Genomic DNA, 26,588 nt, shown 5'->3' on the forward strand with positions numbered 1-26,588 from the left:
AGCCTCTTCCAGAGGCGGTTAAAGTGGCAATCGCAGTAGGCCTTGAACGAAGTGAGGCCAGCGCCTTGAGACGCAGCCAGCAACAGGGGCTTATAGCCCCAGAGAAAACCACCCGTTCGACGGGTGGTTTTTATATAAGGTGCGCAGGGGTCGCGCACTTAGCCCGATGATTAGCCCAGCCTGAGGCTTTGCCGCCGTTCTTTGGCGGCGAGGCCTCGGGCGCAGCTAATCACTCGGGCGTTGCGACCCCGGAGCCCAATTAGTACAAGATGTGCAGGGGTTGCACACTTAGCCCGATTATTGGCCCCGCCTCCCAGACTTTCCGTGCACCTCACCGCTTCCTCTCGTATACTGGAGAAGGTGATAGCATGGAAGAGTTTGAAAATGGTGGCGCCCCGCCAAGCGCAGGTACTGGCCGGTAAATTTTTGCACAAAACACAAGGAGAAAAGCATGAGTTGGAAAGATGATTTTGATCCAGAGCTGATCAAGCGCGTTCAGGAAGTCGATGAGGAAATCGCGCCGAAGCTGGCGGTCATTGATGACCAGATCATGGAAAACCAAGCCAAGGTTCTCAAGGCCTTCCGTGATCACAATGTCGCCACGACGGACTTGTCAGGGTCTACGGGTTACGGCCAAGATGACGAAGGCCGCGATAAGCTGGAGGCCATTTACGCGCAGGTGCTGGGTGGCGAGGACGCCCTGGTGCGGCCGCAGTTTGTTTCGGGCACGCACGCGATCGGGGTCGGGCTGCTCGGCCTGGTCCGGCCAGGGGATGAGATTCTTTACATCACCGGCGAGCCTTACGACACCCTGCAGGAAGTCCTCGGGATGGCTGGCAACGCGATCGGCAGCCCTAAGGAGTATGGCATTAAGGCCGATTACGTGCCGCTGCCGGAAAGCGGCGACGTCGACCTGGCGGCAGTGAAGGCGCGCGTGGCCAAAGATCAGCCTCGGGTCGTTGCGATTCAGCGTTCGTGCGGCTACGCGACACGCGATTCGTTCACGATCGCGAAAATCGCCGAGATGATCAAGGCGGTTCGCAGCGCCATGCCTGACACCTGGATTTTCGTGGACAATGCTTACGGGGAATTTTCCGAAACCAAGGAGCCCCTTGAAGTCGGGGCTGACATTATGGCCGGCTCGCTGTTCAAAAACGGTGGTGGCGGCATGCTCAAAACCGGCGGCTACATCGTCGGGCGCAAGGACCTCGTCGAGCGGGTGTCGTACCGCTATACCGTTCCTGGTTTGGGCGGTGCGGAAGGCGCGACGTTCGGCGTGCTGGACGCCATGTTCCAAGGCTTTTTCCAGGCGCCATCAGTCACCGGCAACGCCATTAAGGGGTCGGTCTTTGAGGCGGCCCTCCTAGCGAAAATGGGTCTGCCGGTGCGACCGAGCTGGGACGCACCGCGCACCGACCTGATTCAAACGGTCAACTTCGGGAATCCTGATGACATGATTCGCTTTACCAAGGCTTTGCAGCAGAACATGCCGATTGATTCGTTCATCACGCCGATTCCGGAGGCCACTGCCGGGTATGAGGATAAGGTGATCATGGCAGACGGTTCCTTCGTGGAAGGCTCCACCATCGAGTTTTCTGCCGACGGGCCGCTGCGGCCGCCATACACGCTGTACATTCAGGGCGGCTTGACATACGCGCACGCCAAATTGGGCATCATCGGCGCCGTGCAGGACGTGTTTTATAACAAAAACTAATAACGACAAAAGTCACCATCCTTCACCTATTTACTTGAAGGTCGGTGACTTTTGCGTTCTGAGTGAGAGCATGGTGATGGGATCCCATCAATTTGATGAGGCCGTACACGTACGGCTAGGCAGTTAAGCTTTTAACCGATATAATAACAAAAGCAGAAGCGTTTAGAGCGGTGGTATCTCGCATTCGAAAGAAGGTGAGGCTTATGAACTTAAGGTTCATAACCTTAAATTCCAGTAGGAAGGGGGTACGAGTTTGCTTTTGATCGACGTCATGACGTCGATCATTCCTTTCATCGGTAAGCTGATATCATTGATCCAAGTGATCACGATGTTAGTTATCGCATGGCGATTGCTGATGAAAGAGTTCGGCCGCGGCCGGAAAAAATAGCAAACAAATACGCCGCTGAACCTTGACAGTGGAGGCGGCGTAATGTTTGCTTTCTGATAGCCATCGTTCAAAGACAATTCTGCGGGGGACGTCTTGCCGGGCGTCCCTTTTTGCTGTTTTCATTATATCATGGCTGCTTCTGAACCGGAAGCAGTAACGAACGAATTGAGCTAATACGGGCGGGTACAATCCTTAAAAATGAAACGCCGGGTCATCGGCGACCTGCTCGCGAGTCAGCGTCAGCTGCAGCAGTGGAACCTTTTCGCCGTTCGGCATGGTCCGCGTGTGGTGAGCGGGCGCACTGGCGAACCCGAAACCGGCCAGCAGGTCGACCGCTGAGCCGGCGGTTTCGGGTAACACCGCGTAGAGCTTCTTCAGGCCCAGCTCAAAAAAGGCAAACCCGGCCACGCGGGGGATGATTTCCTGCATGACTTCCGGCGCGGCTTCAGGCAGCTGCTCAAAGCGCATCTGCGCTTCAGTCATGCCTTGGTCGAAACGCCACAGGCAAATGCTGCCGAGGAACTCGTTGGTTTCGCGGTCGCCGATGCCGTAAAGCAGGGCTTGATCGCTCATGACCAAGCGCATCGTGTGATTAACATAGCGGGCGGTGTCCTCAACTGACTGGTCGCGCTCACGGCCGGACAGCGCCGCCTGGGTCTTATCGGCCCGCAGCCGGGCGACGTCTTTTAACTTAAACAATGTCAGCCAGTCCAGCTGGTAGTGGACTGACAGCAGTGGGTGATACTTTTCAAACTTGGCCATGCTATCTCCTTAGTGAATGCCTTGCCCGTTCGTATCGGCGATTGGTTCATTGAAATTCTGCTCGTAGTACTCCTTCGTGATCACCTTATACTTGCCGTTGGCGAAGCGGGCAATCAGGTTGCCGGGCACCGCGATCTGGGCCTCGGTTTGCGGCAGGTGCAGCTCGACACTGGGCACCTTGGTCAGCGCCACATAACGGGCGTCATCGCCGAAGAAGGCCTCAATGTCAGCGCGCGTTAGATCTGGCCGCACTAGTATGAAGTAGGTCATCTTGGCCGTTGAAAAAGCGGTGAACTCACCGCTGGGAAAAGTTTGGTCATTGGCATCGGCCATTTTGGTCACTCCTTTGTAAAGGCTGCGAAGGGCTCGCGGGGTTAGCCTGATGACTAGCCTAGCTCTGTGCGGGGCTCGCTGGCGAGCGCCGTGCAGGGCGTAGCTAGGCATTCAGGCGTTGCGAGCCCGAAGCGCGACTAGGCAGACATTCACCTTTCGCATCTTGCTTTCAAGTGTAGCATACCAGATTGCAATGGTATGATGAAGCTGAAAGAAGGTGGCGCGATGCCGTCTCTATTTGATCAAAATCCGGCGCAGACGCAGCCGCTGGCCAGCCGCATGCGGCCGACGACCCTTGCTGAGTTCGCCGGCCAAAAGCATCTCATCGGCAAAGATAAGGTGCTCGCCAAGCTGATCGAAAATGACGAAATTCCCTCGATGATTTTCTGGGGTCCGCCTGGTGTCGGCAAAACGACCCTGGCGCAGATCATTGCCCGCCAAACCAAGGCCCAGTTCGTGACATTTTCTGCGGTCACTGCTGGCATCAAGGAAATCAAGCAGGTGATGGAAGAAGCCGAGCAGAACCGCTCGCTCGGCCAGAAAACCATCGTGTTTGTCGACGAAATTCACCGTTTCAACAAGGCGCAGCAGGACGCCTTTTTGCCGTACGTTGAGCGCGGGTCAATCACGCTGATCGGCGCAACCACCGAGAACCCGTCGTTTGAGGTCAACGCCGCGCTGCTGTCGCGCACCCGGGTGTTCGTGCTCAAGCAGCTGACCCAAGATGACATCATCGAGCTGCTGAACCGGGCGCTGAAGGATCCGCGCGGCTATGGCCTGCAGAAGGTGAAAATCGCGCCGGAGCTGCTGGGAATGATCGCCGATTTTGCTAACGGGGATGCGCGCATCGCGCTGAACACGCTGGAAATGGCCGTCACCAACGCCGAAACCGACTCGGGCAAGGGCATCACGGTGACCAAGGCCGCCGTGTCCCAGTTGCTGACGAAAAAGGCTCTGCTCTACGACAAAAACGGCGAGGAGCACTACAACCTGATTTCGGCGCTGCACAAGTCGATGCGCAACTCCGATGTCGACGCGGCCGTTTACTGGCTGGCACGCATGCTGGAAGCCGGCGAGGATCCGCTGTACATTGCGCGGCGGCTGGTGCGGTTTGCCTCTGAGGACATCGGCATGGCGGACTCGCGGGCCCTGGAGATCTGCACCAGCGTCTTTCAGGCGTGCCAGTTCATCGGGATGCCGGAGTGCTCGGTCCACCTGACCCACGCCGTCGTTTACCTGAGCCTGGCGCCGAAGAGCAACGCCTTGTATACCGCGTACGAAGCGGCGAAAAAGGACGCGACGGAAACGCTGGCGGAGCCGGTGCCGCTGCAAATCCGAAACGGCGTCACCGACCTGATGCAGGATCTCGGCTACGGCAAGAACTACCAGTACGCGCACGACAACCCGGATAAGTTGACCACGATGCAGACAATGCCGGATAATTTAAAGGGTAAACAGTATTACCACCCGACTGAGCAAGGCAGCGAGGCCAGGGTGAAGGCGCGGCTGGCCCAGATCAAGGAATGGCACCGCCAGCACGACCCCGAGCAGAAAGCGGGAAAATAGGCTACAATGTAAACGCACACAATAGATAGGAGCTGAGAACATGGTCAAAATACTCGCAGTCAACGCAGGTAGTTCAACGTTGAAGTGGAAATTGTTTGAGATGCCGACAGAGAAAATGCTGGCCGATGGGCTGATCGATCGCCTTGGCCAGGCGGAGTCCAGCGTCAAAATCAAGTATGGCGACCAGGTTTACCGCTCCGGGCACGCGATTCGCAACTACCACGAGGCTGTGGCCGACGTCATGACCGAGCTCAAGGACCTCGGCCTCGTGCAGCATCTGCACGAGATTGTCGGCGTCGGGCACCGCGTGGTGGCTGGCGGCGAGGAGTTCAGCGAATCCGTCGTGATCGACCCGCAGGTGCTGCAGGACATTCGCGACCTGAAGGACTACGCACCGCTGCACAACCCGGTCGAGGCCGAATACATCGACGTTTTTTGCAAAATGATGCCTTGGGCGACACAGGTGGCGGTGTTTGATACCGCGTTTCACCAGACGATGCCGGCGGAGAATTTTCTCTACAGCATTCCGCACCAGTACTACGAAAAGTACGGTGCCCGCAAGTACGGGGCCCACGGCACCAGCGTGCGCTACGTCTCGCAGCGCGCCGCCGAGTTCCTGGGCCGGCCGCTGGATCAGTTGAAAATGGTGGTGATGCACCTGGGTTCAGGCTCCAGCGTCACCGCCGTGCAAAATGGTCAGTCCGTCGACACCTCGATGGGCTTCACCCCGGTGGCCGGCGTCACCATGGGCACACGCAGCGGCGACATCGATCCGTCGCTGCTGCAGTACCTGATGCGCAAGCTGAAGATCACTAATTTTGACGACATCATCACGATGCTGAATCAGCGCTCCGGCCTGCTTGGCATTTCTGAGCTGTCCGCGGACCAGCGCGACCTCGAGGCCATCGAGGATGAGGACCCCTTGGCCAAGCTGGCGCTGGATATCTACGCCAACCGCGTCGCTAAGTACGTCGGGAGTTACGCGGCGCTGATGAACGGCGTCGACGTGCTGGTCTTCACCGCCGGCGTCGGCGAAAATGCCGGCGACATGCGCGCTCGCATCATGGCTCACCTGCAGTTCCTCGGCGCGACCATCGACCCAGAGAAAAATCAGGTGCGGGGCAAGGAAGCCAACGTTTCTGCTCCAGACGCCACCGTGCAGACGCTGGTCATCCCAACCAATGAGGAGCTGATGATCGTGCGCGACGTGCAGGACCGGCTGCCACGTCACTAGTGTCTGAGTGGCAATGAATTTCCCTATATGAGGCACAGAGGTTTGTCTGACAGCACATTGACTTGCTCCGGGCGTATCGACCGTATATACTACATATACGAGGTGATGACATGATTGATCCTGCAAAGCTGAAACATCGACAAGATCGGAAAGTTGGCCAAAGTAACAGCAGCTTATACGTCACTATTCCGCGCGAGGTCGCTGAAGACCTTGGAATCAATAAGGGAGACAGCGTCACCATCGGCGAGAGTGACGGTCAAGTTGTGCTTGTTCCGACCAAGCAACGAGATGCTGCCTTGGCAACGGTTGCGAGAATCCAAGAGCTAATTGCTGAGAATAAGGATGCGCTTGATTATTTGGCAGACCGCTGATGAAGTATTTGAGTCAGTCTGAGGTAATTACGATTAACGTCTGCCTTCAGCAGAAAGCCAATCAAAGAGCTTCCATTCGTGATGCGAAGGCCTTGGATTACATTGTTCAATCCGCTCATCAAGACGTTTTTGGCCAGCAACTGTACGCCACTGCAACCGACTTGGCGATATTCTATTTCGTCAAGCTGATTAAAAAGCATGTATTTAATGACGGCAATAAACGAACCGCCTATCTAAGTTTTCTTGATTGTCTAGCTTTAAACCACATTACTTTTAAACCGGACTCGGCTCAGCGGCGTAAGCTGGCAGAGCTGGCAATTCACGTGGCACAGGTTGACGGCGAGCCACAGAGTCTTTGGGATGAAGTTAAGACGATCGTGCAAGAGATGCTCATAAAGTAACCCCGAACCAGGATGACGCTAGATTGCGATTATCCTGGTTTTTGTTTCTGTCGATCAGACCGAGTTGATCATCTAACAAAAGCACATACAAAAAACGACCAGTAAATGGTCGTTGAGAACGCGTTTCTATGAAGTGAATTGCTCATGGGTCATCCAACTTTGACCGGCGCTTTTGGCATGTTGGTTTTGATGATGGCGCGCAGTTCCTGAATTTGACTGTCAGTCATCGCGGCCTTGGAAATCAGTACGCCTTGCCGGCTTGCCACCATCAGGATGAATAGCCGGGGCGTCTCGGTTGCCTCCAAGAAAGCCGACCAATTTGAATGGCTGGTGCTAGTTGATGTGCTCATGGTAAGCCCGGTATCATCGATTAAAAATGTGCGCTTGCTGAACACGGCGGCGTTCTTCGGTGAGCGGACGGCGCGCACGACGCGTACGCGCGTCAGCAGCGGCAAATACGCGATGAAGAATACCCCGAGAAAAATTACCGCACTGGCGGAGCCCCAGACCCATCTGCCCGTGATACCCAGCCAGCTGCCAATGCCAATTGACAGCAGTCCGCACACCAGCAGGATCCGCGGCAGCCATTTGATACTGCCTTGGCGCTGAAACCACTGCTGATAGGCCAAATAGTCCTGCTGACTGATGGTGAGATCCTTGAGCTCCATGGCAACCGCCTCCGTTGGCAAGAGTATAAACTTTGCTGGCTTTGGGGACAAGCGTGACGTAAAACGATTGCTGAGAATATTTAAAATCTTAACCGGCCGTGCGGCTGCTGGCGGTCGACGGCCACGGCGACGCCCATCAGGACCAAGACGGCGATGGCCGGCAGAATGGCCCCAATCGTGACCAACGCGATCAGCGCCAGGACTGCAATCGCAATGATGACCCCATCAAACCATGGTGTTTTCATTTGTAAGCCCCCTAATGAAAAACCTTTTCTCATGCTCAGTTTATCACCTTTTTAGGGACTGAGAGCGGGTTTTTAAGCGCGGTGAGCCGGTGAGTCGAATCATTCGGCGCAACCTGCAATCAGGCGTACAATCTGGGTGATTGATCACGATACATTAGGAAAGCAGGGGAGTTTGATGACCACGACTTACGATTCACCAGCTTATTTTGACCTCATGACGCGCTACTGGCAGGCGGCCAACTACCTGTCAGTCGGGCAGCTGTACCTGCGCGCTAACCCGCTGCTCAAGCGCCCGCTGCAAGCCGGCGACGTGAAGTTCAACCCGCTCGGCCACTGGGGCACGATTGCCGGGCAGAATTTTATCTACACGCACCTCAACCGCCTGATTCAAAAATACGACCTCAACATGTTTTACATTGAAGGCCCGGGGCACGGCGGGCAGGTGATGCTGTCGAACGCTTACCTCGACGGCACATACACCGAAACGTATCCTAACATCACCCAGGACGAGGCGGGGATGCAGGTGCTGTTCAAACAGTTTTCCTTCCCGGACGGCGCGGCCAGTCACGCCAACGCGCAGATCCCAGGCTCCATTCACGAAGGCGGCGAGCTCGGCTATTCGCTCAGCCACGCGACCGGGGCGATTCTCGACAATCCCGACGTGATCGCAGCCACGGTGATCGGCGACGGCGAAAGCGAGACCGGGCCGCTGGCGGCGTCATGGTTCTCCAACACCTTCATCAACCCGATCACGGACGGTGCGGTGCTGCCCATCGTCGACATGAATGGCTACAAGATTTCCAACCCGACAATCCTGGCGCGCAAGTCGGATGACGACCTGCGCCAGTATTACGCGGGGATGGGCTGGGAGCCGTACTTTGTCGAAGGCGACGATGCCAAGACCCTCAACCCGATCATGGCGCAAACGCTGGACACGATGATTGAAAAAATCCAGCAGATTCAGCGCCAGGCCCGCGCTACTGGCGATGCCGGGATGCCGCACTGGCCGGTGTTGATCCTGCGCACGCCGAAGGGCTGGACCGGCCCGAAGGAGTGGGACGGCAACAAGATTGAAGGGTCGTTCCGCGCGCACCAGATTCCGATCCCCGTGTCCCGCGACCACATGGAACATGCCGATGCTTTGGTCAAGTGGCTGAAGTCGTACCACCCTGAGGACCTGTTTGATGAAAAGGGTACGCTGAAGCCCGAACTTCAGGCGCTGACCCCCAAGGGCGACATGCGCATGGCGGCCAACCCGATCACCAATGTTGGCGGCAAACAGCCGCTGGTGCTGCCGGACTATCGCCAGTACGCGCTGCCCATTGGCAAGCGCGGTCAGGACGTGCGCCAGGACATGGTGATTTGGTCCGATTACCTGCGGGACTTGATTCGCCTGAACCCGCACAACTTCCGGGTGTTCGGGCCGGACGAAACGATGTCCAATCGGCTGTTTGGCATTTTTGACGCGAGCGGTCGCCAGTGGGAGGAGCAAATCACCCACAGCGGATACGATGAGGACATGGCGGCGGCCGGGCGCATCATCGACTCGCAGCTGTCCGAGCACCAGGCGGAAGGCTTTCTGGAAGGTTACACGCTGACCGGTCGGCACGGCATTTTCACGTCCTATGAGGCTTTTCTGCGCGTGGTGGACTCGATGCTGACGCAGTACTTCAAGTGGCTGCGCGAGGCGGCCGAGCAGTCGTGGCACCGGCCGTACCCGTCCCTGAACGTCGTGTCGACGTCGACCTCGTTCCAGCAGGATCACAACGGTTACATCCACATGGATCCCGGCGTCTTGACCCACTTGGCTGAGAAAAAGGGCCAGTACATTCGCGAGTACCTGCCGGCGGACGCCAACTCGCTCCTGGCGATTTCCCCGGCGGTTTTCAGCAGCCAAAACACGATCAACCTGCTGATCACCTCCAAGCAGCCGCGGCCGCAGTTTTACTCGATCGAAGAGGCCACGGTGCTTGCGCGCGAGGGACTGAAGCGCATCGACTGGGCGTCCAACGACGATGGCGTCGCGCCGGACATCGTGATCGCGGCGGCCGGTACCGAGCCGAACTTGGAGAGCCTGGCCGCAATCGACCTGCTGCACCAGCATTTTCCTAGCCTCAAGATGCGGTTCATCAACGTGCTCGATCTGCTCCGACTGAAGAAAGATGATCCGCGGGCGCTGAATGACGAGACGTTTGACGCTTACTTCACGCCAGACAAGCCGGTGCTGTTTGCCTTCCACGGCTATGAGGACCTGATCCGCGCGATTTTCTTTGACCGTCACAATCACCACCTGATCGCGCATGGCTTTCGCGAAGAAGGCGCGATCACGACGCCATTTGACATGCGGGTGATCAACCAGCTCGACCGGTTCCACCTGGCCAAGGACGTGGTCTTGCACCTGCCGCAGTTGCGTGAGACCAGCGACGACTTCATTCAACTGATGGATGACACGCTGCAGCACCATTACGATTACATTCGCGAAACTGGCGAGGACCTGCCCGAGGTCCGCAATTGGGTCTGGCAGCCAATCAAATAAGGCAAGTGGTGCTGATTGAAAAACCGGCGCGCACCTTGGTAAGGTTAAACTGAAGCCCAAACAGGGCCACGAAAAGGAGGACTAATATGGCAACAGACACGCAACTCTCCTTGCAAGACTTTTTAAGCAGCAGCACTGAGGACCCGTTCGTTTCCTTGTACCTGCCGCTTGAGGCTGACCGCACGGTGGAGGCGACTCGCCTGACGCTGCGGCACTTGGCCGCGCACGCCAAGGATGTGATGGCGCAAACGCACCCTGGAACCGATTTTGCCCCGTACGAGGCGACCCTCAAGGCGGCCGCCGGCGATCAGCCGCTGATTTCAATTGTGGGCCAAGGCGCGGCACTGCTCAGCAACGGCCAAGAGGCGATTGCGTTGGGGCTCGAGTACGCGGTAAGCCCCACGGCGATGACCACGGACCGGCCGCAGCTTTTGCCGCTGGTGCTGGATGCACAGCGGCAGTTCGACTTCGACCTGCTGCTCTTGCAGCGCGATAAAATCGCGTTGGCCCTGAACCGCGGTGATGTGCTGACCATGGTCGACCTGCCTGACGACGCACCGGTCACGCTGCTTGGCACGCTGGGCACGGAAAAACGCGGCGGGTCTGTGAACACCGTTGCGCAGGGCCCGGGGCAGGCGAGCTACCACGGGCATGCCGACCGCGCCAGCGAAGAGGAAATCGACCGCCGCCGCTACTACCAGGCAGTGGATACCTACCTCCTCGACCATTACTCCAACCCTAACCAGCGCCGCCTGATCCTGTTCGGCCTGCCGGAAAACATTGCCGCGTTCCGCGAGATCAGCCGCAACCCGCACCTCAGCGGGTCGATGCAAGTCGAGCTGAATCCCGGCAACATGAGCCTGGGTGACATCGACTTGGCGCTGGACGACCTGCGCCAGGACTACGCCGACCGCCACGCAGACGAGACGCTGGCGCTGCTGGAAACGGCCCGCGGCAGCGGCAAGTACGTCGAGGACCTCGGTGGCATCATCGAAGCGCTTCAGCAGCGCTCGGTCGACACCCTGGTACTGCGGCAAGGCGCGCGGATTCGTGGCGTGCTGGAAGATGGCCGTCTGGAAACAGACGGCCCCGCGGCCGAACACAACAACTTGCTGAACGATTTGGCGGCGATGACCCTGGCTCAAGGCGGCAAGGTGCAAGTCGTGCCGGACAACTTGCTTCGCCTGCGCGTGGCGGCGGTGCGACGATACCGCGAAGCCTAAATGATAACAACGCCCAGGACCTGCGGCTTGCCGCGAGCCTTGGGCGTTTTTGCTTGCCCCAAAATCTAATTGCAAGATTGGAATCATTCTCGTACAGTGGAACTGAGGTGAAATGAAATGAAAATCGTGGGGTTATACGGCGGGCAGGATCCTGATGGGCTGACCGCCCAGTACCTGAAGGCGGTGCTGGCTGGGGCCAGCGGGGCGCAAACCGAGTTCGTGGACCTGAATCAGTACGTCATCCGGCCAGATTTGCCGGGCCAAGAAAATCCCGTCTTGGATGAGCTGGAAAGCAAACTTGCCGCTGCCGATGTCTGGGTGCTGGGCAGCCCGACGTACTTTGGCACCGTGGCGGGTCAGTTCAAGCAATTTTTTGACTGCTTCCGTCACCGGATGGTGCGCATGACGCATGACGCCAACACGCTGCCAGGCAAGTACAAGGACAAGCATTACGTCAGCGTCTCGAGCTGTTTTGCCAGTGGTTTGGACAATACCTTCACGCACCAAATCGACGCGACGTTCACGATGATTGACAAGGCGATGAGCGCTGCGGGCATTCACAAGGTCGCGGAGCTGGTGCTGCCGGGGATCTGGGGGATGACCGCAGTGCCGGCCAAGAAGCTGGCGCAGGCCCAGGCTGTTGGGGCCAAGCTGACCGCCAAGAAGCGAAAGGATGATGAAACCTTGAAACGCTACATTTTGCTTTTCGGCATGATCGCCGTGATGGCGCTGGCCACCATGGGTATTCAGCAACTGCTGCCCTGGACCACCAGCGGTTTTTGGCTGCGGTACGCCAGCTTCGTGATTATTTTCTTCGTGCTGCTGGCCTGCATCCTGCATTACATGACCTTCGTGCGGCACCATCGCCGGTAATCCCAAGCACGTAAAAACGCCGCGATTGCGGCGTTTTTCAGTCTAGAGGGCGGTTCCCGCCGCTAAGGTCATCGCGCTTTGGCGGTGGGCCTCGGCGCGGTCAATGAAGTCCGAGTAAATGGCGAGCTGAGCCGGTGCGTCCTGCCAGAGGTTTTCCGGGTGCCACTGAATGCCGAGAATCAGGTCGTTCTCTTCGCTTTCAAACGCCTCAATGGTGCCATCGTAGGCTTTGGCGGCCAGGCGCAGGCCGGCGCCCAAGGTGCGGCTGGCCTGGTGATGGCGCGAGTTGACATAGGCCGTGTCGCCGAGCAGCTTGGCCAGCCGGGTCTGCGGCACGATTGCCACGTGATGGGTCGGATATTCGCCGGAGGTGGCCTGCAGGTGGCGCAGGGCGTCGGTTTTCTCGGTCTCCAGGTCCTGATACAGGGTGCCGCCGAACGCGACATTTAAAATGTGGCTGCCGCGGCACAGGCCAAACATCGGCTTGCCGGCCGCGTAGGTCGCCTTGATAAGCGCGAGTTCAAACGCATCCAGCAAAGGATTGGCTGCCTGCAGCTGGGGCCGCGGCTGCTCGCCGTAGCGGGTCGGGTCAACGTCGGGGCCACCGGGCAGGATCAGGCCGTCAAACAGGGGCAGGTAGGCCTGGATGACCTCGGGGATCAGGCGCGCATTGGTCGGGTAAGGGATGGTGATCGGCAGCCCGCCGGCTTCTAAGATTGTGTCCTTGAACATGGTGGGCGAAATATCAACGGTGTTCGGGCTGGTGTGGACGCTGTCATCGGCGATCACATCGGCCACTAAAGCAATCACTGGGCGCATGAGCTCACTTCCTTTGATGAGTTTTTGAAAAGGCGCTGGCGCGGGCCACCAGGTCGGTGAATAAGTGGCCTTGAGCCGGCTGACTGGCGGACAGGTTTTCCGGGTGCCACTGGACGCCGAGCAGCTGGTCGCCGGTTTGCGATTCGATGCCTTCGATCACGCCGTCCGGGGCCTGGGCGGACACTTTCAGGCTCGCGCCGACGTGGTGGACGGCCTGGTGGTGCCGCGAGTTAACATACCCAGTCGGACCGAGCAGGTCTGCCAGCCGGGACCCTTCCGCCATCCGCACGTGGTGGGTCGGATATTGACCCGGTGCGGCTTGGGCGTGCCTGAGGTGGGCCTGCGGGTCGTCGGTGCCGAGGTCCTGGTACAAGTCGCCGCCGCACGCCACGTTCAGCAGCTGCATGCCGCGGCAAATCGCAAACACCGGCAGCCCTTTCTGAATCGCCGCCTGGGTCAGGGCCAGCTCGAAGCGGTCCTCAGGCAGAATCACGCTGCCGAGTTTCAGCTCCGGCTCCTGCCCGTACAGCGTGGGATCAAGGTCGGGCCCACCCGGTAAAAAGAGCCCGCTAATCGCCGCTACATCGGCTTTGACCAGCGCGTCGATCTGGTCCGCTTTGGCGGGAAACGGCAAGATCAACGGGACCCCGCCAGCATCGATGACGGCCTCTTTGATCGCCTGGGGCACGATGCTGGCGCTTTGGGTGTTGATGTAGGGACTGACACCGGCCAGCTGGTCAGTGGGAATGCCAATATACGGTTGCATGCGCTCGCCTCCTGATTTAAGCGTAGCGAATCGCGGCGGGGTTTTGCCAGTGGGAACACTTTTCGGAATCGTGTGAAGATTGGTGGGAGCTTTGCTTCTAATGAAATGCTGAAAATCCAAATGAGCATCTGCCGCTATGTGGGAAAATCTATGCACAGGATAGATAAGAAAGCTCGTATATGACAAAAACCGAAACTACGCGAATGCTAGCATAGTCTCGGCTCGTTTTACGACTGATATTCATCGATTTAGCCAGCAGTTATTGAACGTGTTGGTCGGGAAAGACCCTACCCTGGTAATTTGCAGCAAGTGCCGGTGTGAGGTAGTAATTATCAAAGTGGGTGTAGGGGTCGGCCTCTTCGAGCACTGGAATAGTTTGACCATCGAGGACTCGGGGTGTGATTGTGTATAACCCAGGTACTTTTGTATACCAATTTTTGATGGCGAGTGTCTTGTCTGGAGCGGAGTAGGTACCAACATCCCAGTTATCTTTCGTGTGGTCATTGGGATCTGGTGGGTTTGACCTCTCAATGTCTGCCGCAGTGTCAGCGTTATATGGGAAAATTTTGAACTCAATTCCCGTTTCATTTATCGTGTCGGCTGTGAACGCCAAAGTAAGAAGGCCGTTGCCGCTATCCTGCGTGTACCAAGTGTACTGAAATTCTGCAGGAACGATGGCTTGCTGCTTTGGTGTGGCCGCCTGCGAGTCTTTGGTCTGATCAGTGGTCGCGGTCTTGGAAGAAGAGGTCGCGTCGGTCTGGTTCGGAAGAATTGCTTTCTTGCCTGCGACAATATTCTGGAAGCCCTGGGTGACTGCTTGGTTAGTCGTGTTCGTTGTTTTGATGGTCTGGCCGTCTGGGGCATACTGGCTGATCAGCACTCGCGTTTTGCGTTGGGCCGTCAGCGTGAACAAAAACAGGACGGTGTCTTGGTCATCAACGTAAACGGCGACGACGTTTTCCTGCGTCTTGCTGGCGTGACCTTTCTTCGGCAGCCACGTGACCGGAGTCTTCTTGCCATCGATCGTGATGGGCTGCTTGGTCTTGTAGACCTTAGTCAAATCGAGTCCTTGCCACTTCACTTGATCATTGAGGTCAGCCTGGGTAAACTGCTGACTCTTGGTGGGACCGAAGTCCTTCATGAACGCCGCCAGCTTGTCGGCTTTGGTTTGGTTCCAAGAAAGTGTCGCGCCGGTTTTCCGCTTGCTGCTGGATGCGGCCACCTTAACATGCGAACTGGAGCTGGTCGCTTTTTGGGCCTGCTGATTGCCACACGCGGCAAGCGTCAGCCCCAAACTGAGTAAAATCGTCGTCCGCCAACACTTCATTTTTCCCCTACCTCCAAAAGACATCTTCATTCAGTAAGTAAAAAAAACTGAGTGATGGCTTTGATTCACCACAGTGCGCTACTCGGCCAATACTTGTTTACTGCGAGTTGGCCGTATGCTCATCTGGGTAAATGGTGGCACCATACTGATTTGCGAGCGCCTGTGTCGGATAGTAATTACGATCCACCCACATGCCGCCACCAGAAGCGGTTTCAAGTACTGGCACGGTTTTGCCACCTAGATTGCGGTTGGTGACCGCGTAGAAGCCCCCGGCGCCGGCACTTTGGTACCAACCTCTGACGTTGACCCATGACTTACCGTCTTGGCTAAACCGATACGCTGCACCCCATTCTTCTTTGGCCGGATCCATCTTTGTTGAGTCGCCGTTTAAGGCCGCCGTGTCATTCGCAGTGCGCTCCTGAATATCATAAACAGGTTGATTACCGTATTCTGGGTTCTGAATTGAGTTGCCTGTAATCGTCATCTGCCCGTTCTGGCTGTACCAAGTGCCCTGAAAGGACTGGTCAAAGACCACGGCATGAGTAGGCTGACTGGCGGCATTGCTGCTTGACGCCGCAATCTGAGAACTGCTGGTGTCGTTTGCTTTGGCTGGCAGGGTTGCAGGCTTGCCGGCAACGATTGCGGCGAAGGCCTTTTTCAACTCGTCGTTAGCCGTCTCGGTAGTGCTTAGAACCTGTTTCTGGGGCGCGGCCTGACTGACCAGTACCCGCGGCACGCTATTTTCTTTCAGCGTGAAGAGATACAAGATCCCCGCATGATCATCTGCGTAAACTGCGACCACGTTGAGTTTGGTCCGGCTTCCGCGAGACGCTTTAGGCAGCCAGTTAACCGTGGTTTGGTGGCCGTCAATTGTGATGGGCGTCTTTTTTTGCATCACCTTGCTGAGATCCAGACCCCGCCATTTCGTCGCGGTCTTCGCGTCGACCTTAGAATAATTCTGTTGCATCAGTGGGCCAAAACCCTTCATATACGTCTCTAGCGACTTCGCCTTATCCGCATTCCACTTCAGCTTGCTAACCGCGCTAGGCTTATGCGCCACCGCACTACTGCTCGCGGTGGTACTCGTTGTTGGCTTGGGCTGCTGACTGCGACAACTGGCCAGAGTGAACCCCACGCTCACAGCGACCACGATTCCCCATGATTTCATTTTCTCTTCGCCTCCTAAATCAAGCTTCCCACGGGAAAATAAATAAATCAATCAAAAAAGCGGCCCCGCACATCATGTGCGAGGCCGCAATTGGCACAACAAGTTACTTACTATCGCTGGATGACTTGGTGCGCCGGCGACGGTGTGTTATCAGCACGAACCCAAGCACCACCAGAGCGATACCGAGCGTCAGGAGTCCGGGGTCCAGGTTCTGGGTCCCGGGGCCTTGTGGGCTGATCATGATGACGTAAAACCCGATGGCCAGTGATAACATACCGGAACTGTAATGTCCCTTCATCGCTAGTTAGGCGACGCCGACGGTGAACAGGATCGCGGAAGCCCAGCTTTGCTTCTTGATCTCTGCTTTGGCGGTTTTGGCCGCCGCATCCAAGTCGGTGGCAGTGGTGCTGAATGTGGCACGCATGCCCTGCTTGCTATTCAGCTTGAAGGTGACGCCATCTTCATCGTAAGCTTCCAAAACGGCGATCATCTTATCCAGATACAGTGCAGAACTAACAACAACCATGTTATCTGACTCCTTTATGTTCGATTTAATAGGGAAACTGCCGCAGAAGAAACCGGTTGCGGCAGTCACTAGTGTTAATAATAAGCCACTGGTTGGGTAAAGACAACCAGTGGCTCATACGGTTAAGCGGCAGTGCCGTCGTCAGGCGCGTCCGTTTGAACACGGCTGGATGCCATAACAAATGGTACCCAGATGAAGAACGCAATGACCATGTTGACGAGGGCCAGTACCGCGGCTCGCCAGTCGAACCCGGTCGCCATCAAGGCGTTCAGGATCGGTGGGGTAATCCAAGGAACCGCGATCTTGACTGGGCCAACCCAGCCAGCAGCAGTGACGAAGTAAGCAATGGCAGTGTTCAGAACTGGTGCCACGATGAACGGGATGAAGTAGATCGCGTTCAAAACGATTGGCAGCCCGAACATGACTGGTTCGTTAATGTTGAAGAGGCCAGGGGCAAAAGCAAGTTTTGCGACGGCTTTTTCATCAGCACGCTTCGAGAACAGCAGGATGGCGATCAGCAGGACGATGGTACCACCTGAACCGCCGAACCAAACGTAGGCATCGAAGGAACCACGAACCCACTTGTAAGGAAGCGGATCATGGTTGGCGAAGGCCTGGATGTTCGCAATCTGGGAAGTGCCCCAGATGGATTCCAGAATTGGTGCCATGACGTTCGGGCCATGAATCCCGAAGAACCAGAAGACCTGAACCAGCAGGGCAACCAGGATAACCATGCCAGCACCTTGGCCGGCGTGAAGCAGTGGCGCCTGGATGGTGGCAGACAGCCAGTCACCGAAGGCCTGGCCAGTCAAAGTCTGGAACAGGTAAGTGATGATGGCGATGACATACAGTGCCGCGATCCCAGGAATCAGAGTCGTGAAGGCTTTGGAAACAGCCGGCGGCACGGTGTCAGGCATTTTGATGGAGATGTCTTTCTTCATCAACCAGATGTAAACGACGGTGGCAATCGCGCCGAAGATCATGGCCGTGAACAGGCTTGAAGAGCCCAGGTTCGCGGTGCCAAAGGCGTTCGGTACGGACAGGCTGCCATTGGCGTAGGAGCCGCCGGCAGTGGTGATGACTTTAACCGCAGACTTGCTCAGCTTGCCGGTGAGGGCCAGGCTGGCGCTGCTGTTGATGCCCATGAAGAAGGCGGAAAGTGAAATCAAGGTTCCGGCGACCCCGTCGACCTGGTACGCTTCAGCGAGGTGATAGCCCCACATGGCGGAGAAGAAGACGGCGAAGATGGTCAAAGAACCAACGGACACGGTGTTGTCGATCATGATGATCGGCTGCACGGCATTGACAAAACTTGTCCAACCCCACTGTGCAGGGTAGGTGGAAAGCAGCGCGTTCAGCAGGGTTGCAAGAGAGCCGGCCATGGTGATCGGCAGCGTGGCGATAAATGAATCACGCAGCGCGACCAGCCAAGGAATCGACCCGATCTTAGCAGCCACTGGGACGACGTACTTTTCCAGCAGGTTCATAATGGCTTGCATAGAAAATTCCTCCCAAAAAATGTTTACCCCCGTGCAGGGGCTTGGCACTGGCATACGGAATGTGAACAATTGATGCTGACTTGGCCAGCGCCGGCAGTGCCCTTGCGCGAAAACGGTTCCGGATAGCGTTCTCATTTTATTTGGTCTGACACGTCTGCCAGGCTGATGAGCCCGCAATGCGGAAAGCAGCGGCGGAAAAATCCGCCGAGTGGTTAACCACATTTTTAGTGTAACCGTTTGCACCACAGAAAGAAAGAATTTGACCCCACTAAAAAACAAATAACCAAAATAAAACAAGCTGAGGGCTTCAGCTTGCTTTTTGGTGGGTCAATTTGTTAGCGGGGCTGCTCCAGCCGGTGGGCGATGAGCTCCAGCAGGTAGATGATCGGCACCTGCGTGGTCAGGTTCAAGGCGCCGCGCGTCAGTTCCGGCAGGTAATACGTGATGACCAGGTCGGCGAGGTGGGCCAGCGTGGAGTCGGCGTGATCGGTCATCGCGATCACATAAACGCCGGTTTGCTGGGCGCGGGTGGCCATGTCGATCACTGGCTGCGATTCGCCGGAAACCGACAGCGCGACCATCACGGTGTTTTGCAGCACCGCGGTTTGCGCTGGGAAGGGGTAGTCAGGATCGGTCAGGGCCAGCGAAAAGGTCCCGCTGTTTGACCAAAAGCGCGCGCCGTACTCGGCCAAGGCTGCGCCGGTGCCGATGCCGCAAAGCAGGACCAGCGGCGCTTCTTCAAGGTGGGCGACGGCCTGATCGACCAGCTTGCTGAATTCCGGCGTCGTCACGGTCTCAAAGAACTCGGCCAAGGGCGCGGACATGTCTTGGTCCGATAAGGGGGCAGACTCGGCCACCGCCGCGCGGCTGCGCTTTAAGGCGTAACGCAGCTCGGAGTAGCCCTCGTAGCCCATTTTGTTGGCAAAGCGCAGGACCGTCGTGGTGCTGACATGCGCGTTTTCCGCCAGCTCGCGGATCGTCATGTGCTCCACTTCGGCCTGGTGCTGGTTAATATAAGTGTAAACCGACGACTCCAAACCGTTCAACGTGCGCAACTTGGCATACGGAAACAAGGCTGACCCTCCTTTGATGATGGCTCAATTCTACCATATCAAAACGGGCCCCGCGGCTTACTTCAGCAGTTGGCGTGCGATCCGGTTGGCCTGGCGCAAGTTGACGTCATTTACGTAAGGGCGCGGGCTGGCAGTGGTCAGCCAGTTGACGCCTTCCGTCGGCACGCCCCAGAAAAACAGCTTGCCTTGAGGCCGGTGGCGGCTGTCCAGCAGCTGCGCGGTGTCGCGGTCGACCAAGACGGCCCCAGATTGGAAGCGGCGGTCGCCGGCCAGCTGGAGTTCGCGCAGCGTCGCCATGTCATCGTGGCGCAGCTGGGTGAGCAGGGGGTCTTTGGCAGTCGGCGCGTTGGCGGCGGGGACGCGCGCCTCGATCAGTGCCGTGCCCGGGGCCTTGAAAGTAGGGTCGGTTTTCGTCCCGGCGATGAAGTAGCGCCCCTGGGTGGTGATGGTCATCTGGCGCGGCAAAAAAGTGATGACCCCGGCGCGGCTCAGCGCCAGCAGCTGCTTGATCCGCAGCGCCGGCGGGCCGATCGACAGGAAATCGTTGGTCCCATTGAACCACCGCAGGAAAAAGTCCAGGTACTCGTCGTCGCTGAACAGGCCGCGCGCCACCACCTGGCGCACGGCGTCGCGCAGGTCGCGGAGCACCTCCAGCCCGGCGGCAGTGGGGTCGGTTTCGCTGCCGCGTTCGGCGCCCTTGGCATCTGCCGCGAGGTAATTTTGAATGGCCGCTTGCAGCTCGCCTGCGGGGACGGTGGTCAGTTTGTCCCAGTCGAGCCGCTCGCTGGCCGGCAGGTGCAGCGCGCGCACGGCGGCTTCGGGCTGCTGCAGGTAGGCGGATTGAAACGCGGCCAGGTCGAGATGGGGGTGGCGCTGGGCCAGCAGCAGCGAGTAGTACACGAAACCGACCTCGCGCTGCAGACCCTGCCAGAAGGTGTCGCCGGCCAGCGGGCCTGCCTTTTCCCATGCCGCTAGCTGCGGCCCCGTCAAGAAGCGCGCGGGCCATAGTTCACCCGGGGCTTTTTCGTTGGCTGCCTTGGCGTGATAGGGCAGGCCGCGGCGCGAACCGGCCAGAAGGTGGGGTTCTTTGCCGCTGGCATGGTAGGTTAAATCGCCTGAAGCCTCTACCGTGAAAGTGCCGCCGCGGCCCTCGGTGAGTCGGCTGACAAAGTCGAAGAAGCTCAGCCCCAGTCCGCGCAGGATCACGACGTCTTGGTGGGTCAGGGTGCTCAGGTCCCCCTCGGCCGGAAAGCCCGGCGGCAGGTAGAAGCGATTTTGCGCCTGGGCGAAGCGCTGCAAGGCGGCCTGCTCGCGAGTCAGCGTGTTTTCGATGGTGCCAAGCGCCATGACGACGCCGTCAAAATTTTCGCTGGCCGCCTCGGTCATCACGGCGTACGGCGGCCCGGGCTTAACGGCCATCACGGTGGCCTGACGAAACGCGATGGTCATATTCTGGGACTTGCGCCTGAGCATCTGCGCGTAGAACCAGCTCTGATAGTAGCCGTATAGCGCGCGCGGCGGGTAGTCGTTGGGCCCCAATGTCGCCGCGGCCTGCGTCATGGCCGAAGCGTTCGGCCCGCCGGCTTGGCCAATGTACGCCGCGGCGTCTTGCTTGGCCCACTGCGCCAGGTCGGGACCGGGCATGACGGGCCCCGGGTCTTCAACGGTGCGATCGTAAAACAGGGTGATGTGCTGGGCGGCGGTGTTCATGATCAGATGCGGGTCTTGGTCCTGCCGCCAGACGCGGCCACCGACGGGGAACGGGTCGTACAAGGTGACGGTCAAGGGCGTTTCGACAGCTTGCTGCCAGGCCACCAGGCGCTCAAGGACCAGCAGGCCGCGCGGGCCGGCGCCAATCAGTGCGATTTTCATATGTTTCACCTCCGATTGTGGCGTAACAGGTGGTTTGGTTTAATTGTAGCGTGAATCTTACAAAAACTGATAGTGTGCCGCCTTTTGCTTTCCATACAATCGTGTAATAATGGTAGTAATGAATTTGAGCGAGGAGGAAAGTCCGCCATGAAGATTGCCATTGTCGGTTGCACGCATGCTGGGACGGCCGCGGTCACGCAGATTGCGGCGGCCCACCCGGAGGCTACGGTCGATGTTTATGAACGCCGCGACGACATTTCATTTCTTTCCTGCGGGATCGCGCTGTACCTGGAAGGCACTGTGACGGACCCGAAGACCTTGTTTTACGCCAGCAAGGAGAGCCTGGAGGCGTTAGGCCCGAACATTCATGTTCACTTGCAGCACGATGTCCTGCGTGTCGACAGCAAGCACCACAGCCTCGCAATTCAAAACATGGCCACGCGCGAAAAGTTCTCCGCGACCTATGATAAGCTGATCGTGTCCACCGGCAGTTACCCAGTGATTCCGCCGATTCAAGGCGTCAGTGTGCCGCGGGTCTTGATGTGCAAGAACTACGATGACGCGCTGGCCATTAAGCAAACCGCTGAAGGGGCCGACAAAATTGCCATCATCGGCGGCGGTTACATCGGCGTTGAACTGGCCGAAGCATACAGCCGCACGGGCCACGACATTTTGTTCATCAATGGGGTGCACCATCTGCTGAGTCATTATGTCGACACGCCGCTGGCCGAAGAGGTTGAAGCTGAGCTTTTGGCGCACGGTGTCGATTCTCACCTGCAAGAGATTGCCTTAAAGTTTGACAGCGATGACCAGCACGTCTTTATCACCACCGACAAGGGTGAGTGGCAGGCGGACTTAGCGGTTGTCTGCGTCGGGTTCCAGCCGATGACGGAGCTGGTGGATGGGCAGGTCAATCTGAACGCCGACGGGTCGATCCACGTCAACGACTATATGCAGACCTCATCGCCTGACATTTACGCGGCGGGGGACACCGTGGCGGTTCATTTTAATCCGACTCATAAGGATGCCTATGCGCCGCTGGCCACTAACGCGGTGCGCCAGGGCAAACTCGCTGGCATCAATGTGTTCGGCAACCACACGCGCTACATGGGCACGCAGGCGACCTCGGCGCTGCGGCTTTACGACAAAACGCTGGCCTGCACCGGGATGACCCTGAGCCGCGCAAAAAAGGCCGGCTTTGACGCGGCGGCCGCGGACCTAGTGGATAATTATCGGCCTGAGTTCATGCCGACGACCGCGCGGGTGTCCCTGCGCCTGGTGTACGACCGCAGTAATCGCCGTATCCTGGGCGGCCAGCTGTTTTCACAGTACGACGTTGCGCAGTCGGCTAACCTGCTGTCAGTGATGATTCAAAACCGCAACACGATCGATGACTTGGCCTACGTGGATATGCTGTTCAATCCCTGGTATGACCGGCCGTGGAATTACCTGAACCTGCTCGGTCAACAGGCGGTCGCACAGGCAGACGCACAGCACTAACGCTTGGAGGAAAGACTATGTGGAATTGGCTCGGTGTCATCGCCTGGGTGCTGCTTGCAGCGTACCTTGGCTTCATCATCTGGAACATCCGCTCCCGCCACCTCAAAATGGTGGTGACCGGTAAAAAGCCGGGCCCGACCTGGCTGGTCGACCTCGTTGAAGTGGTCATCCTGGTCGCGGCCGCCTACTTCATGGTCTGGGTCTCTTGGCTGCGGCCGATCGATTACGCCGACAGCCGTGTCGTCAGCGTGCGCTACGCCTACCACCCGCTGATTTTGCAAACCGGCGCCACGCGGTCTTACTACGTGACGGTGGCGTCCGGCAATGGCAAGCAGCCGGTGCGCTACTACACCTACTGGACGGCCGGCGCTAAGAACCAGACCAACAGCCGTGACGCCGATATTTCACTGGGCAGCGACCCGTTGACCATGAAGGCCAGCATGTACCCGTGGGACCACAAGAAGTTGATTGCGCTGGATGGCACAACAGAAAAAGCCTATGTGGCGACCATGACCGCGCATTTCAAGCCGACAGTCCTCAACGGCTTGGGCATGCACGTTGGCCACGTCGCCGAGCGCTTTGACCTGATCCGCATTCCTAACGACACGCTGATGAAGATCGTGCCCAAACAAACTGATTAAAGACAAACGAGCCGCTCATCCGATAGGGGATGGGCGGCTCGTTTTGGGTTAAGCGATTTACTTGCCGGTTGGCTTGTGTTCCATGTAGTCGCGGAGGCTGGCCACAACGCTTGCTTCCGGCTGCTCACGCATCGCCTTGATGTTGTGGATGTGTTCCACCGACACGTGGCTGTTTAGTGCCATTTCCGTATCCGTGAGGTCATTCTTGCGCTGGAACTCAATGATCTCGCGTGCAAAAGCGCTCAGTTGGTCTTTTTCATTCACTAGTGTGAACCTCCTTGATTCATGTTCTACGTCTAGTATACCGAATTTCAAGCCAAATGCGCAGCGAAGTTGTTTTGGTTGCAAAAACGAACAGATGTTTGTATAATAAAAGTAAGGAGAATTGTTGAAGAGGCTAGTGGAAGGAGTTGGTATTCATGGATCGCTTTGCTTATCTGAATACGCTGGCAAACGCCCAGGACACGCCGATGCGCGTGCGGCGCTTCGAGAACAAGAACGTGATCATTCGCCGCAACTTGGCCAATCACCAAGGCCTGACCACTGAGGTCTGGAACGCCTGGTTGCAAAAAATGCTGCTGCGCTTTTCTGGCTTTGAACCGGTGATCGAAGTGGACCGGTTCGGCAAAGATCCTGACATCCGCTTCTTTCGTGAAAGCGAGCTTCAGGATGCGATTCACTTTATACTGACCGGCAGCAAGGCACCAGAGGCAGCGGTGGACTAGTTAATCTATAAGATGAGTTTGGAGTCAGCCGTTGTGACTGGCTTCTTTTTTAGCTTCCACCGTTCTTGGTAAAAGTGTATTAACCGGTGAAACGCAGGACGGGCATTGAGGATATTCAGCGCCCTCTGCGTAATAGTTGTGTGTATCAACTGTTGACCGGAAAAGTTAACACGTTTGCTATTTTCAGACAATAGCAAACGTGTTAACATTATTGGCGAAGGCGCCTTAAGAAAGTGAGTGCCTCCATGTATATCATCGATTTCTATGAAGACAAGGACGGATATAGCGACTTCCAAACATATCTGGAGAAATTGCTGATTAGCCATGATCAGACGGATAGAATGGTCCTCAAGAAGATGAGATACCAGATGAAACTGCTGGAAAATTTAGGCCCTGCATTAAGGATGCCCCAGGTAAAGGAGCTGAAGGGCTATACTTCGAGGCTGTTTGAACTGCGCCCACTCCCTGAGCGGGTGTTCTTCTCCTTTTCGGGTAAGGACCGGTACGTCATCCTGTCCCACTATACAAAACGTCAAAACCGCACAGATCCGCGGGAAATCCTCCGCGCACTCTCGCGGCTTGAGGATTGGTTAAAGCGAAAGGGGAAACGCTAATGGCAACTTGGAAAAACTTTGAAAGTAAGATGGACGAGGCGTTTTCTTCAGAGGAGCTTGAGGTGATCGATACCCTTGCCGCACTTCACAGTGAACGCATCCGGCAGGGGCTGTCGCAGCACGACCTCGCGCAAAAAATCGGGATGAAGCAACCGCAGCTGGCAAAAATCGAGCGCATGGACTCCTTGCCATCACTCAGGACGCTGGATCGCTATGCGACAGGACTGGGGTTAAAGTTGAAATTATTGGTGACGCACGAATGACGCCACTTAAAATTCGTCAATCAAGTCAATTAAACCGGGCGCTGAGCCTGGTTTTTAGTTTACTTGCAAAAAGTTAGCCATTTCCTGTTTACTTATAAAATGTAAGTGATATGATTGTACTCGTAATCAATTAACCCATTGGAGGCAATCAATATGACTTTAACAAATGGCTACGAACAAAGTGATCGCGAACAGAAGTTGGACATCGTCAACCTGCCAAGCCTTGAGGCAGAGGCCAAGAAGATCATCCCAACTGGCGGCTTCGGCTACATCGCGGGCGGCTCCGAGGATGACTGGACCTTGCGCCAGAACACGGCCGCGTTTGGTCATCTGCAGATCGTTCCTAAGGCCTTGTCGAACATCGAGCAGCCAAGCACGGCGACTCACGTCTTCGGCCTTGACCTGAAGACCCCGATCATGATGGCACCCACTGCGGCTCAGGGCCTAGCCCACAGTCAAGGCGAAAAGGACACCGCGCGCGGCGTTGCGGCCGTTGGCGGTCTGATGGCGCAGAGTACTTACTCTTCCACCTCGATTGCTGACACTGCGGCAGCTGGCAACGGTGCGCCTCAGTTCTTCCAGCTGTACATGAGCAAGGACTGGACCTTTAACGAAAGCCTCCTGGACGAAGCCGTTAAGGCCGGCGTTAAGGCGATTCTATTGACCGTCGACGCCACCGTTGATGGCTACCGTGAAGCCGATATCGTCAATAACTTCCAGTTCCCGATCCCGATGGCGAACTTGACCAAGTTCTCCGAAGGCGACGGCAAGGGCAAGGGCATCGGCGAGATTTACGCCAGTGCCGCTCAGAAGATCTCTGAGGACGACGTGCGCCGCATCGCGGACTACACGCACCTGCCTGTCATCGTCAAGGGCATTCAGTCTCCAGAAGACGCGCTGCGCGCAATTGGTGCTGGCGCCGCCGGCATCTATGTCTCCAACCACGGCGGCCGTCAGCTGAACGGTGGCCCGGCATCGATCGATGTCCTGCCAGCCATCGCCAAGGCCGTTAACCACCAGGTTCCGATCATCTTTGACTCCGGCGTTCGTCGCGGCAGCCACGTCTTCAAGGCGCTGGCTGCAGGTGCGGACCTGGTTGCCATGGGCCGGCCGGTCATTTACGGTCTGGCTTTGGGCGGCGCGCAAGGCGTCCAGTCCGTCTTCGAAGAGCTCAACCACGAGCTTGAGATCACCATGCAGCTTGCTGGCACCAAGACCATCGAGGACGTGAAGCACGCGCCTTTGACTCACTTTAACTACGCGGACTAAGTTTAGTGGAAAAGCCGCTGAGGAGACTCGGCGGCTTTTTGCGTAGGTGCGCTCAGGCGAGCAACGCGGGAGTGGTTAGCTACGCTCAGTGCCTCGAAGCCAAAGTACGGCTTCAATGCACTGAGCTAGGCTACCCATCCCGCTAAACCCGCTCGCCTTCGCAGCCTGTAGCCTGAAACCCTTTTCCCTCTCCCGCCTGACAGGGTATACTG

Annotated in this window: 28 protein-coding genes; 15 read left to right on the plus strand and 13 right to left on the minus strand. The window is 57.2% G+C overall.

The window, feature by feature from the left end:
* Positions 1 to 451: 451 nt before the first annotated feature.
* Both JUE30_RS06230 and JUE30_RS11300 read left to right on the plus strand, forming a co-directional pair.
* Complete coding sequence (locus JUE30_RS06230; RefSeq protein WP_203624104.1) at positions 452 to 1,714, plus strand: methionine gamma-lyase family protein; 1,263 nt, start codon at positions 452 to 454, stop codon at positions 1,712 to 1,714.
* 253 nt (positions 1,715 to 1,967) lie between these two features.
* Positions 1,968 to 2,102 carry a hypothetical protein gene (locus JUE30_RS11300; RefSeq protein ID WP_255533288.1) on the plus strand — a complete coding sequence of 45 codons (135 nt, stop codon included), beginning with the start codon at positions 1,968 to 1,970 and terminating at the stop codon, positions 2,100 to 2,102.
* A gap of 192 nt (positions 2,103 to 2,294) precedes the next feature.
* On the opposite strand, the gene JUE30_RS06235 is transcribed toward JUE30_RS11300, so the two are convergent.
* A complete protein-coding gene (locus JUE30_RS06235) occupies positions 2,295 to 2,864 on the minus strand; it encodes a GNAT family N-acetyltransferase (protein ID WP_203624105.1) in 570 nt (189 codons plus the stop codon).
* A gap of 9 nt (positions 2,865 to 2,873) precedes the next feature.
* Entirely contained in the window at positions 2,874 to 3,197 is a 324-nt protein-coding gene (locus tag JUE30_RS06240; protein WP_203624106.1) for a hypothetical protein, read from the minus strand.
* Between the two features lie 225 nt (positions 3,198 to 3,422).
* Here JUE30_RS06240 and JUE30_RS06245 point away from each other — a divergent pair, with 225 nt between their 5' ends.
* The 4 genes from JUE30_RS06245 to JUE30_RS06260 all read left to right on the plus strand — a co-directional run bounded on the left by JUE30_RS06245 (position 3,423) and on the right by JUE30_RS06260 (position 6,769).
* On the plus strand, positions 3,423 to 4,763 hold the full coding sequence (locus tag JUE30_RS06245) for a replication-associated recombination protein A (protein ID WP_203624107.1): 1,341 nt from the start codon (positions 3,423 to 3,425) through the stop codon (positions 4,761 to 4,763).
* 40 nt (positions 4,764 to 4,803) lie between these two features.
* Positions 4,804 to 5,997 carry an acetate/propionate family kinase gene (locus JUE30_RS06250; RefSeq protein WP_203624108.1) on the plus strand — a complete coding sequence of 398 codons (1,194 nt, stop codon included), beginning with the start codon at positions 4,804 to 4,806 and terminating at the stop codon, positions 5,995 to 5,997.
* Positions 5,998 to 6,107: 110 nt separating this feature from the next.
* Positions 6,108 to 6,368, plus strand: coding sequence for an AbrB/MazE/SpoVT family DNA-binding domain-containing protein (locus JUE30_RS06255; RefSeq protein ID WP_203624109.1), 261 nt, complete (start codon positions 6,108 to 6,110; stop codon positions 6,366 to 6,368).
* Positions 6,368 to 6,769: a type II toxin-antitoxin system death-on-curing family toxin gene (locus tag JUE30_RS06260; protein ID WP_203624110.1), complete on the plus strand. Its 402-nt coding sequence runs from the start codon at positions 6,368 to 6,370 to the stop codon at positions 6,767 to 6,769. Before JUE30_RS06255 ends, JUE30_RS06260 begins: the two co-directional genes overlap by 1 nt.
* A 149-nt stretch (positions 6,770 to 6,918) precedes the next feature.
* Here the strand turns inward: JUE30_RS06260 and JUE30_RS06265 are convergent, their stop codons facing one another.
* Together JUE30_RS06265 and JUE30_RS06270 are read right to left on the minus strand one after the other, a co-directional pair.
* Positions 6,919 to 7,437 carry a YcxB family protein gene (locus tag JUE30_RS06265; protein ID WP_203624111.1) on the minus strand — a complete coding sequence of 173 codons (519 nt, stop codon included), beginning with the start codon at positions 7,435 to 7,437 and terminating at the stop codon, positions 6,919 to 6,921.
* An 80-nt stretch (positions 7,438 to 7,517) separates the two neighbouring features.
* A complete protein-coding gene (locus JUE30_RS06270) occupies positions 7,518 to 7,682 on the minus strand; it encodes a hypothetical protein (RefSeq protein WP_203624112.1) in 165 nt (54 codons plus the stop codon).
* A gap of 175 nt (positions 7,683 to 7,857) precedes the next feature.
* Between JUE30_RS06270 and JUE30_RS06275 the strand changes: the two genes are divergently transcribed.
* The 3 genes from JUE30_RS06275 to JUE30_RS06285 all read left to right on the plus strand — a co-directional run bounded on the left by JUE30_RS06275 (position 7,858) and on the right by JUE30_RS06285 (position 12,314).
* Positions 7,858 to 10,218 carry a phosphoketolase gene (locus tag JUE30_RS06275; RefSeq protein WP_203624113.1) on the plus strand — a complete coding sequence of 787 codons (2,361 nt, stop codon included), beginning with the start codon at positions 7,858 to 7,860 and terminating at the stop codon, positions 10,216 to 10,218.
* A gap of 86 nt (positions 10,219 to 10,304) precedes the next feature.
* Positions 10,305 to 11,441 (plus strand): hypothetical protein, encoded by a 1,137-nt coding sequence (locus tag JUE30_RS06280; RefSeq protein ID WP_203624114.1) that lies wholly within the window; start codon positions 10,305 to 10,307, stop codon positions 11,439 to 11,441.
* A 117-nt stretch (positions 11,442 to 11,558) separates the two neighbouring features.
* Entirely contained in the window at positions 11,559 to 12,314 is a 756-nt protein-coding gene (locus JUE30_RS06285) for a flavodoxin family protein (protein WP_203624115.1), read from the plus strand.
* Between the two features lie 42 nt (positions 12,315 to 12,356).
* Here JUE30_RS06285 and JUE30_RS06290 read toward each other — a convergent pair whose 3' ends face one another.
* From JUE30_RS06290 to JUE30_RS06325, 8 genes are all read right to left on the minus strand, one after another.
* The gene (locus JUE30_RS06290; RefSeq protein WP_203624116.1) at positions 12,357 to 13,133 is read right to left on the minus strand and encodes a gamma-glutamyl-gamma-aminobutyrate hydrolase family protein; all 777 of its coding nucleotides are present in this window, start codon (positions 13,131 to 13,133) and stop codon (positions 12,357 to 12,359) included.
* Positions 13,134 to 13,137: 4 nt separating this feature from the next.
* Complete coding sequence (locus tag JUE30_RS06295; RefSeq protein ID WP_203624117.1) at positions 13,138 to 13,899, minus strand: gamma-glutamyl-gamma-aminobutyrate hydrolase family protein; 762 nt, start codon at positions 13,897 to 13,899, stop codon at positions 13,138 to 13,140.
* 259 nt (positions 13,900 to 14,158) lie between these two features.
* On the minus strand, positions 14,159 to 15,226 hold the full coding sequence (locus JUE30_RS06300; RefSeq protein WP_203624118.1) for a DUF4767 domain-containing protein: 1,068 nt from the start codon (positions 15,224 to 15,226) through the stop codon (positions 14,159 to 14,161).
* Positions 15,227 to 15,323: 97 nt separating this feature from the next.
* Positions 15,324 to 16,394, minus strand: a complete 1,071-nt coding sequence (locus tag JUE30_RS06305; protein ID WP_203624119.1) for a DUF4767 domain-containing protein — start codon at positions 16,392 to 16,394, stop codon at positions 15,324 to 15,326.
* 304 nt (positions 16,395 to 16,698) lie between these two features.
* Positions 16,699 to 16,920 (minus strand): hypothetical protein, encoded by a 222-nt coding sequence (locus tag JUE30_RS06310; RefSeq protein ID WP_054665208.1) that lies wholly within the window; start codon positions 16,918 to 16,920, stop codon positions 16,699 to 16,701.
* A 122-nt stretch (positions 16,921 to 17,042) separates the two neighbouring features.
* Positions 17,043 to 18,419, minus strand: coding sequence for a PTS sugar transporter subunit IIC (locus JUE30_RS06315; RefSeq protein WP_203624120.1), 1,377 nt, complete (start codon positions 18,417 to 18,419; stop codon positions 17,043 to 17,045).
* A 335-nt stretch (positions 18,420 to 18,754) separates the two neighbouring features.
* A complete protein-coding gene (locus tag JUE30_RS06320; protein ID WP_125754955.1) occupies positions 18,755 to 19,492 on the minus strand; it encodes a MurR/RpiR family transcriptional regulator in 738 nt (245 codons plus the stop codon).
* 57 nt (positions 19,493 to 19,549) lie between these two features.
* Positions 19,550 to 21,364 carry an FAD/NAD(P)-binding domain-containing protein gene (locus JUE30_RS06325; RefSeq protein WP_203624121.1) on the minus strand — a complete coding sequence of 605 codons (1,815 nt, stop codon included), beginning with the start codon at positions 21,362 to 21,364 and terminating at the stop codon, positions 19,550 to 19,552.
* A 147-nt stretch (positions 21,365 to 21,511) separates the two neighbouring features.
* Between JUE30_RS06325 and JUE30_RS06330 the strand changes: the two genes are divergently transcribed.
* Entirely contained in the window at positions 21,512 to 22,864 is a 1,353-nt protein-coding gene (locus JUE30_RS06330) for an FAD-dependent oxidoreductase (protein ID WP_203624122.1), read from the plus strand.
* Between the two features lie 17 nt (positions 22,865 to 22,881).
* Positions 22,882 to 23,505: an LVIS_2131 family protein gene (locus JUE30_RS06335; RefSeq protein ID WP_125754958.1), complete on the plus strand. Its 624-nt coding sequence runs from the start codon at positions 22,882 to 22,884 to the stop codon at positions 23,503 to 23,505.
* 57 nt (positions 23,506 to 23,562) lie between these two features.
* Here the strand turns inward: JUE30_RS06335 and JUE30_RS06340 are convergent, their stop codons facing one another.
* Positions 23,563 to 23,769 carry an LBP_cg2779 family protein gene (locus JUE30_RS06340; protein ID WP_054665217.1) on the minus strand — a complete coding sequence of 69 codons (207 nt, stop codon included), beginning with the start codon at positions 23,767 to 23,769 and terminating at the stop codon, positions 23,563 to 23,565.
* A gap of 155 nt (positions 23,770 to 23,924) precedes the next feature.
* Here JUE30_RS06340 and JUE30_RS06345 point away from each other — a divergent pair, with 155 nt between their 5' ends.
* The 4 genes from JUE30_RS06345 to JUE30_RS06360 all read left to right on the plus strand — a co-directional run bounded on the left by JUE30_RS06345 (position 23,925) and on the right by JUE30_RS06360 (position 26,376).
* Positions 23,925 to 24,230, plus strand: coding sequence for a hypothetical protein (locus JUE30_RS06345; RefSeq protein WP_203624123.1), 306 nt, complete (start codon positions 23,925 to 23,927; stop codon positions 24,228 to 24,230).
* A gap of 245 nt (positions 24,231 to 24,475) precedes the next feature.
* Positions 24,476 to 24,844 carry a type II toxin-antitoxin system RelE/ParE family toxin gene (locus JUE30_RS06350; RefSeq protein ID WP_203624124.1) on the plus strand — a complete coding sequence of 123 codons (369 nt, stop codon included), beginning with the start codon at positions 24,476 to 24,478 and terminating at the stop codon, positions 24,842 to 24,844.
* Positions 24,844 to 25,107 (plus strand): helix-turn-helix transcriptional regulator, encoded by a 264-nt coding sequence (locus JUE30_RS06355; protein WP_203624125.1) that lies wholly within the window; start codon positions 24,844 to 24,846, stop codon positions 25,105 to 25,107. The genes JUE30_RS06350 and JUE30_RS06355 overlap by 1 nt, the downstream gene beginning before the upstream one ends.
* Before the next feature lie 153 nt (positions 25,108 to 25,260).
* Complete coding sequence (locus tag JUE30_RS06360; protein ID WP_203624126.1) at positions 25,261 to 26,376, plus strand: lactate oxidase; 1,116 nt, start codon at positions 25,261 to 25,263, stop codon at positions 26,374 to 26,376.
* Positions 26,377 to 26,588 lie beyond the last annotated feature (212 nt).

This window comes from Lacticaseibacillus sp. 866-1 (assembly GCF_016861825.1).
In the GTDB taxonomy this organism is placed as follows: Bacteria; Bacillota; Bacilli; order Lactobacillales; family Lactobacillaceae; genus Lacticaseibacillus.